The organism is Protofrankia sp. Cr1 (assembly GCF_963555865.1).
Classification (GTDB): Bacteria; Actinomycetota; Actinomycetes; order Frankiales; family Frankiaceae; genus Protofrankia.
Genome location: NZ_CAUVXO010000081.1, coordinates 1 through 8,702 on the forward strand (window position 1 = coordinate 1; position 8,702 = coordinate 8,702).

General features: G+C 71.8%; 7 protein-coding genes. 1 reads left to right on the forward strand and 6 read right to left on the reverse strand.

Annotated elements, in window-relative coordinates:
• The 5 genes from U9980_RS09555 to U9980_RS09575 form a co-directional block, all read right to left on the reverse strand.
• A partial coding sequence (locus tag U9980_RS09555; protein WP_322767597.1) for a lanthionine synthetase C family protein occupies window positions 1-874 on the reverse strand: 874 nt, incomplete at its 3' end.
• On the reverse strand, window positions 861-3,923 hold the full coding sequence (locus tag U9980_RS09560; protein ID WP_322767598.1) for a lantibiotic dehydratase: 3,063 nt from the start codon (window positions 3,921-3,923) through the stop codon (window positions 861-863). The genes U9980_RS09560 and U9980_RS09555, both read right to left, overlap by 14 nt.
• A 57-nt stretch (window positions 3,924-3,980) precedes the next feature.
• Complete coding sequence (locus U9980_RS09565) at window positions 3,981-4,175, reverse strand: FxLD family lanthipeptide (RefSeq protein ID WP_322767599.1); 195 nt, start codon at window positions 4,173-4,175, stop codon at window positions 3,981-3,983.
• Between the two features lie 14 nt (window positions 4,176-4,189).
• Window positions 4,190-5,461 (reverse strand): methyltransferase, FxLD system, encoded by a 1,272-nt coding sequence (fxlM, locus tag U9980_RS09570; RefSeq protein ID WP_322767600.1) that lies wholly within the window; start codon window positions 5,459-5,461, stop codon window positions 4,190-4,192.
• Window positions 5,458-5,736 (reverse strand): hypothetical protein, encoded by a 279-nt coding sequence (locus tag U9980_RS09575; protein ID WP_322767601.1) that lies wholly within the window; start codon window positions 5,734-5,736, stop codon window positions 5,458-5,460. The genes fxlM and U9980_RS09575 overlap by 4 nt, the downstream gene beginning before the upstream one ends.
• Window positions 5,737-5,951: 215 nt before the next feature.
• On the opposite strand from U9980_RS09575, the gene U9980_RS09580 reads away from it, so the two are divergent.
• The gene (locus U9980_RS09580) at window positions 5,952-7,478 is read left to right on the forward strand and encodes a helix-turn-helix transcriptional regulator (RefSeq protein ID WP_322767602.1); all 1,527 of its coding nucleotides are present in this window, start codon (window positions 5,952-5,954) and stop codon (window positions 7,476-7,478) included.
• Window positions 7,479-7,485: 7 nt separating this feature from the next.
• Here the strand turns inward: U9980_RS09580 and U9980_RS09585 are convergent, their stop codons facing one another.
• A complete protein-coding gene (locus U9980_RS09585) occupies window positions 7,486-8,565 on the reverse strand; it encodes an NAD-dependent epimerase/dehydratase family protein (protein WP_322767603.1) in 1,080 nt (359 codons plus the stop codon).
• Window positions 8,566-8,702 lie beyond the last annotated feature (137 nt).

Consider the following 8,702-nt stretch of genomic DNA (forward strand, 5'->3'; position numbering starts at 1 on the left):
AGCACCAGCTGGGCCGGGCCGGGCGGGTCTGGACGCAGCGCCCGGTGCGCAACTCGTCCACGGCGAGATGCTCCGGCCACCACGGACCGGCGGGACCGTCCTGCCGCCAGGCGTCGAGCCAGTCGCAGACGCTGCCGATCGCGTCGAGCTGCCCGTCCACCAGGGTGCCACGGCGGGCGGCGAGGCTGAGCAGGGCGAGCGGGCCGGTGATCCCGTGGGAGATCGAGTGGTTGGCGTGCCCGCCGCGGAAGGCAGAGCTCTGCCGGCGGTGCGGGTCGTGGCCGACCCACCAGCCGGGCAGCGTTTCGCCGTCCACGGTCAGCGGTCTGGTCAGCGCGACAAGCGCGGTGAGAACCTGCTCGGTCGCGTTGCTGGTAGAGGCCCGGCGCAGCAGCAGGGCTCCGACCCCGGTCAGGCCGAAGAAGACGTCGTACTCGGCGAATGACGCGAGCCGGCCGGCCTGGATGCGGGCGAGGGCCTGGGCGGCGCGGCGGTGCGCGAGCCGGGTCACGGCGGCGTCGAGCTCGGCGATACCGCCGCGGTAGCGGCCGGTGGGACCGGCGGCGGCGTCGAGGACGAACGCCAGGGCCGGGGCGCCAAGGAAAAGCCCGGCGGTGTCGTGGTCGCTGACGGGCTCGGCGGCAGCGTCACAGATCCACTCGTGGGCGCGGCCCCAGTCGTCAAGACCGGCGCGGGCGCGCTCGATGTACGCCAGCGCGATCCCGGCGGTGCCGTTGGCCAATGCCGCACCGGCAAGCCGGGCGTGCGCGGTTCGCGGCGGGACGGTGACGGCCTGGCGGAGCTGACCCGCGGCCTCGCGGGCGAGGTCGGCCGAGGACGCCAGTCCGGTGGCCACGGTGTCAGGCGTTCGCATGGGTGGCCTGGGCGAGCAGTGCCAGCGCACGGGCCAGTCGGCCGGTAACGCGCTCGGCCTCGGGGCCGGCGCCGAGCGTGCGCAGGTGATGCAGGTGCAGCAACGGCCCCAGCACGCCGGCCGGCTCACGCTGGGAGACCAGCTCTCTGGCGTAGGCGGTGAGCGCGGCGGCGCGGTCCTGCCAGGCGGCGGCCACCGCGCGGCCCGGAGGTGTCTCGGCCAGTGCTCCGAGTCCGTCGCCGAGCACGACGGTCTGGTTGCGGAGAGCTGGATCGAGACGGCCGTGGGTCTGGGGCAACGTGTCTAACAGCCAGGCCCTCCCGGTGGCGGCGTCGTCGGCGAACGCGGCGGCCAGGTCGAGGAAGCTGAGCGCCGTCAGCGCCTGCGGAGCTGTCCCGGTGCGAGCCGCGCCGATCTGGGCGAGCGCGGCGACCGAGTCGGCCGTGAACACGCGTAGGGCGGCGTCGAGCGCGGGGCCGTGACCGTAGCGGCCGGTGGGCGGCTGCCAGCTGGCGAAGGTCAGCTGTGCGGTCAGCCGCCCGCGGTGCATCTCCTCGGCCCAGGCCGCGAGCTGGCTGGCGGTCGCCGCGTAGGCGCCCGAGTCGCCGACGTGCAGGAACAGCGCCAGATACTGGTCGCTCTGGTGGTCGCGCAGGTTGCGGTGCCGGTGGAACCACCACGCCGGCTCGGCGGAGAGCCCTTGTAGCAAGACGGGGAGATGGTCGGTGAGGATCTCGTCGAACCGGTCGGGGTGGGCGTACAGCCGGGCGGCGATGACTGGCGACGCGGCCGGTAGGGCGAGTTCGGCGGCGGGCACGGGGCACGGCGATGGGCTCGTGCGCGCGGCTTGGACGTCGTGCTGTTCGGCGCGGGTCAGCGGCAGGAGGAGTTCGTGGGCGCGCCCGATCCAGCCGAGCTGGTCGGGCGGTGCGGTCTCGCGCAGTTCCAGGTGTCCGGCGCGCTGGAGACGGGTCCGCAGCAGGTGCCGGTGTGCCGGGTGACGTAGATCGACAGGCTGGCGCCGGTCGTGGTCGACGAGCGCAACGTGGTCCGGGACGTGCCAGCGAGCCCGCCAACCGGTCAGGGCCCGCTCCCATTCGGCGGTCGGCGCGCGGCGACCGGGGAGCTGGGCTGCGTCGAGCAGCCAGCGGGCCGGGGAGAGAATCGTGCGCCGGTAGCGGACCCGCGGCAGGTACGGCAGGCCGGAGGCGGCGCCGAAGGAGAACGACCGGTACACCGCGCAGCAGGCCGTCGACACCTCGGCGAGGAACCGGGCAAGCGGCGGTGTGTGGACGCTGGCCTCCAGCGCGTGCGGAACCAGCGGCTGCACCCGGTCGCCGGTCGAGATTTGGACCAGGTCGAGGCCGTAGTCGTCGGCCGTCACCGCCAGGTCCGAGGGGTCGATCCCGTCCGGGCCAGGCCGCCGATGCTCGGCGAGGGGGATGACCGTCGGGCTCAGCGCGCCGGTGCGGGTAACGTTCTCGCTGCGCTGCCGACGTGGAGCGAACGACAACTGCGCCGTCACCAGCCCCGGCGCGGCGGGCTCGAACGTCCGACGAACCGCAGCGAAATCGTCCGGGTGCAGAAGGTAGGCGTGCCGTCCGGCCATGCTGCTCGCCGGGCGCGGGGTACCGGTGACCTCCAGCGTGAACCGGCCGGCTTGTAGCTGCGCGACCGTGGCCGCGTGGATCTCGAAGGCCACCTCGGTGCGCGGCGGCAGCGCGGGAACGGCTGCGCTGTCCGCGCACAGCCCGTCGATCATCATGTCGGTCAGAAGCAGCTCACTGCCGCCGGCCATCGCCTCCTGGACGAGCGCCATGACCCTCTCGTCGCGTTCGCTCAGCTGCCGCGGCGGAGTCTCGCGGGCTGAGCCGAGAAACCCGGCCGGCAGGCCGAGGCCGCTGTCCGCGACCAGGTCGAGAACCGGGACCAGCGCACCCGTGCCGTAGCGGGAGCGGAACGCGGTGTGGTACTCCCGCCAGGCCGGATGGCCGAACGGGTAGGGCGAGAGTCGGTACAGCACGGCCACGGCATCCCGGATCTCGCGGGCCACCGCTGTGGGGATGTCTGCTTCGCAGTCGACGGCCGTGTCGATCAGCAGCGGGGTTCGCGCCGCGGGGGCCTGCACCGTCATCCGCGCGCCGACCCCTGCCGGGACGGCGTCGACAAGGCCAGCGGGCAGCGCGTCGCGGATCGCGTATAGCTCGCGGACCAGGTCCGCGACCTCGGCGATGTTCTCCGCGTCGGCGTCGTGGAGGACCTGGCAGACGGCGCGCAGCGCGTCCGGTTCGCTCATCGGAACCCGCAGCGCGCTGAGCAGGAACTGGTTGTCGACCAGTTCGCCGAGTACTCCGTCAATCTGGTCGCCGCTGGCTGTGGGGAACCGGGAGGCGAGCAGCTCGCAAAGCTCGCCGAGGGGAATCGGGGCGCTAGACGCGCCGAGGGCGAAGATCACAGGGCTGGTCGCCCGGACGGACACCTCCAATGCCGCCTCGCGATGCGGGCCGGGGCCTGGCGTGGCTCCGGGAGCGATCAGCCGGCCGCCCCGCCGGGTGACGGTGTTGCAGGCCACCACCGGTACCCGGGCGGCCAGCTTGGGACACCGTCCGATCCGGGCGGTCACCTCGCCGAGCCAATCGGCGTCCGCCCGGATCGCGTACCGGTGGCCGGGGCCGCAGCGAACCTTCGCGACCGCGCTGTCGAACCGCGCGGGACCGACCCCGGCGAACAGGCCGAACGGCGTTTGCCGGCGCTGCCAGCGCAGCAGGTACGACGCCAGCGACGCCGACGCCCGGTGGACGTGGACGGGAGCCGCGCCGCCGTCGGCTAGGATCACCTCGATCTGCGCGCAGAGCGCCGGACTCGCCCAGGTCAGCGTCTCGCGGATCTCCCCGCGGCCCCACATCTTCGCCAGCCACGCCAGAACCGGGGCGGCGGGAGCGGTGGAGGACAGGTCCAGCGCGTCCGGGAGATCAAGCGCTCCTGGCTCGGTCGTGACCCGCAACAGCCCGACCGGGCTCCAGGAAAGCCTCGCGGCCCCTGTCGCCATCGCTCCACCTCTCCTCAAAGTCTGGCCGCCGGTAGGCCGAGGGCCGGACCTCGCCGGTTAGAACACGTTGTTGTTGTTCGAGCGGCAAGCACTCGCGTTGTCCTTGCAGGTCTCGCCGCACCCGTCGTTGGTCGGGCAGTCGTACTGCCCGACCAGGTGCGAGATGACCACCCGTACGTCGAGGGCAAACTCGTCGTCATCCGCGCCTCGGTCCAGCAGCGCGATGGCGCTGTCGGAGGGTTGAAAGATCATGAATGATCAGCTCCTTACCGTGGAAAGGGTTGGTGAGCGATGTCCTGGTCCGATGCGGAATGCGCCGGACGAGGCCAGGACAGGACAACCCTGCTGTGGATCTTGTTAATGACGCGATCCGCCGCCGGAAGCTCGGTGTCTGGGGTTCCAGCCGGCAGGACGAGGTAGCGCGGTCCCGGGCCGCCGCGGTGGTCCCGATCCCAGACCCGCAACTGCTCGACGACCGTCTCGGCGAGGCCGGCGGCGTCCGGCCCGTAGGCGTGGACGTCAAGGGTGAGGTCGTCTCCATCGAGCTGGCGGGTAGCGACGTAGGCGACGCTGCCGCCCTCGACGACCGCGCACCCGACCGTGGCACCGGGCAACGGCCGCGCCGCCGCCTCGTTGAGGTCGTGGTCGACGCGCAGTCGACAGAAGCCCGGCACGGTCGTGGCCAGCCACATCTGCATCGTTGCCCACGGTTCGCCCATCCGAAGGCCCGCGCCGCTGTCCACCACGAACGGCTCGGTATCGAACACTCCGTCCAGCGCGGCCGGGTCGGCCGGCGCCCCCTCGTCGAAGATCAGTGTCACCGCGCCGCCGGCCAAGGCCAGCTCGACGCTGTCATGCGCGCCGGCTCCCTGCATCGGGACGAAGCCAAACAGCTTCGAGGAGTCGCTGACCAGCAGGTCGCCGGCCTTCTCGAAGGCCACGGTTCGCATGAGACCCATGACCTGCAACGGCACGACCAGCCGCCCGCCCTCGACCAGCTGGTCCCGCCAGGCCGGCGGGATGTCCCACGTCCCGAGTGTGACCAGCGCTCGGTCATAGGGAGCGAACCGCGGCACGCCCGCCTTGGCGTCGGCGAGCACCACCCGCACATCCGCGTAGCCGGCCTCCGCCAGGAAACGAGAAGCCCGCATCGTGACGAACTCGTCGATGTCGACCGTCACGACCCGCCCCGACGGGCCGACCAGTTCGGCAAGGTATGCGGCGTTCATCCCGCCGCTGCCCACTTCGAGGACTGTCATCCCCGGCTCGATCCGGGCCTGCTCCAGCATGTGCGCCTGCGCCTGCGGCGCGGACAGCGAGCTGAGTGACCGGCCGTCAGCGTCTCGCTTGGTGACCAGCCCATTCCACGGGTGGTAGACCGCGCTCAGCTCAGCCTCCGGCGCGAACGCCTCCCTCGGCACCCGCCGCATCGCGGCCTCGATCGCTGGCGAGACGATCGTCCCGGCGGCCACGAGATCGTCGATGACCTTGTTGCGCAGACGAACAGCCTGGTCATCCGCCAGTGCGGCGTCAGTCACGAGTTGTCCCTTTCAGATGATGTTCGGCTGGCTGGAGCGCGCCGCGTCTCGGCCAACGGCAGATGGTCGTACTCGCCACGCTTGACCGCGGCAAGGAAGTCCCCCCACGCGCCCGAGGACACCGTGGTCGGGCAGCTGAGCGTGCCGCGCAGCACGACCGCAACGCCGGGATGGCACCAGGCCGCCTCGACCGCGTCGACCACCTTCGCGTCGATCACAGAGGGACGCCGCCACTCAGGCACGACGGCGGACCCCACTGGATGTGCAGTGGGCACGACGGACCTCCTCTCCGACGGAGCCGCGACAGGGGCATCCTCGCGGTAGAGGACGCACAGCACTCGCGAGCGGTCCCCGTACTCGCCGGTGCCGCTTCCGTCGCATCCATGACACAATCGGCGCAAGGTCCTGCACAGACTGCAACATGTGGGGGCGCTGCCTGCCCCAAGCGGCTGCGCCCACGGCATCTCATGACAACGGGGAGGTGGGCGCGGTGCCCGCCGAGAGAGAGCCGAACGGCGCACTCGCCGAGCTGTCCGCCCTACTGCGCCAGCTCATCGCGGGCAAGGGCACCAACAACAGCGAACTGGCTCGGCGCACCGACTACCGCCGCCAGCAGGTCGCCGACGCCGTCAACGGCCACACCGTTCCCTCCGAAGGGCTTGCCAAGAAGCTCGACGAGGCACTGGAAGCGGGCGGGCGGGTCATCGCCCTGCGCGAGCAGGCCGACAAGGAGCGCAAGGCGCGCAGGCTCGGTCTCTTACCTCCGCGCGTCGATCCCGCGCAGATCGTGGAACCCGCCGATGTCCCCGTGGTGCCCGTGGTGCCTGTGCTCGGCCACAGGCCCGCTCCCACCAACTCAACCCCACCGATCCCGCCGGTAGCCGAGGACGCTGCCGACGCCTCCGATCTGAACCCCCTTCCGGCCACCATGGGTGCGCGCCTGTCGGACCGGATCGCTTCGCGGGCCGCGGTAGGGAGGAATGATCCCCATACGGCGTACCCGGTAGGGATATCGATGCTAACCGAAGGCGACGTGGAGATGACAGCGCGAAAGGCCGCGGATCACGCCGCCGAGGCGGCTACCCGCACCCTCTCCGACTTGACGATCGACCAGCTCGAAGACGACCTCCGGCATCTGGCAACGCATTACGGCGCCATCACGCTTCCCAACGCCTACCAGCAGGCCCAGGCACTGTTGGAGATCGCCCAGCGGTCGCTGGAACGGACGCGGGCGCCCCGCCAGCTGGCACGGCTCTACCTGCTCGCCGGCGAGGCGGCAGCGCTCTGCGGCTCCGCGTGTTTCGACCTGTCTCTGCTGCGGCCGGCCGCGCAGTTCGCCCGCACCGCCGCCCTGTACGGGCAGACGATCGAGTTCGGCCCGTTGCAGGCATTCGCCCACGGCACCCTCGCATACATCGCGTACTGGCAGGGCCGCCCGGCCGAAGGTGTGCGTCACGCCCTGGCGGCGGCGCAGGCGCCGGGGGTCGGCACGGTGGGACGCCGCCGGATCGCCGCCATCACCGGCCGCGCCTGGGCCCACGTTGGCGACGCGCCCCCGGCACGGGCAGCGATGGCCGAGGCCGAGGCGCTTGGCGACCCATCGCAGCATGACGACCTGCACGACATCGACGGCGAGTTCGGCATGAGCATCGAGCGCGTACTCATGAGCAACGCCGCGACAGCCCTTCTCCTCGGCGACGCCGCGACCGCCGGCACATACGCCCAGGCCGCCCTGGACCGGTACGGGGCGCTGCCCGGCGAGCAACGCCCGCCGATGTTCGTCGCGCAGGCCCAAGCCGACCTGGCGAACGCCCGGCTTGTCCAGGGCGACGCCGACGGTGCAGTCCCGGCGCTCGACGTGGTCCTCGCGCTCCCGGTCTCCTGGCGGGGCACTGGGTTGGTGCAGCGGGTGAACTCCATCCGCCTGCGGCTCCTCAGACCGGACCTGGCACAGGCGCAGGCGCTGCGGGGCTACGGCGACGCCATCGAGGACTGGGCCGCGATGGCGCCCGCATAGGCCGAGTTCACCCGCACTGTCGCGCCGATGGTGGAGAGCTGACCTCGGCCCGCGCCGCCGCCAGCCTGGCCGCGCCGAGCACTGCGGCCTCGTCCTGGACGGAGATCCCATGTTCCTGCCACCGGGGGTTGTCCACCGTGCGGCCACCCGCCCGCATCCATCGCCAGGTGTCTCGCACGGTGTCACGGATCGGCCGTGTCGACAGGCCCACGGCCCGTGCCGCTGACGAGTCGACAGCCCACACGCCAGCGCTTGTCCGCCACAGCGGCAGCTCCGTCCACTGGCGTACCCCGGCTTCCAGCAGGACCTCGTCGGCAACCCACTCGACGGCACCTCGCCCACCGGTCACCTCGACGCAGGCGTTCAGGAGGTCACCGAAGGTCTCGTGGCCTGGCGCGGTGACGTTGTAGCTGCCTCCCTCGGCCGCGACAGCCCGGTTGAGGGCAAACGACGCAAGGTCGCGGACGTCGACCGGCTGGATACGGCGGCCCGCCGCTCCCGGTCCCAGGATCGTGCCGCCGCGGGCGGCCCGGCGCAGCCACCACGGCAGGCGCCCGACATACTCGCCCGGCCCCAGGATGACACCCGGTCGTAAGATCACGGACCGCTGCGCCCCGAAGGTCTCGCGGACCGCCTTCTCCGCGCCGGCCTTCTGCCGACCGTAATACCAGTCCGGCCCCGTCCAGCCCGCTGGGAGCCGCCCGAACTCGGCGTCGGCATCGGCGGGGGCGTCCAACAGCTCCGAGCTTTCGTCCAGCGGCTTGTTCGGCCATTCCCGGTAGACGTTGACCGTCGACACGAAGACGTAGGCGCCGGCCACTGGTTCCAGGAGCGTCGCCGCCCTGAGAACCTCCCGCGGCGCCATGTCGGTGGCGGACGTGTCAATAACGACGTCCCAGGGGCCATGTTCCGCAAGGGCGCTTAGGTCGTGCGAACTGGTCCTGTCCCCGGTCACAGCGACGGCCCCGGCCGGCCCGGGCCCAGACCGCCCTCGGGTGAAGACAGTCAGCTCCCATCCGCGCGCCAGGACTTCGATCGCCGCCGCCTGACCGAGGAACCAGGTACCCCCGAGCAACAGAACCCGCATGCCCAGATGCTGCCTGGCGGACTACGTTGCGCGCCAGGCCGTTGCGATACCGGGAGAGAAGGCCACCATCAACATCGACATCCTCGTACCCCAAGACCCTTGACAACCAGCCCTGCCGCCTCACCAAGCGGCTTTGC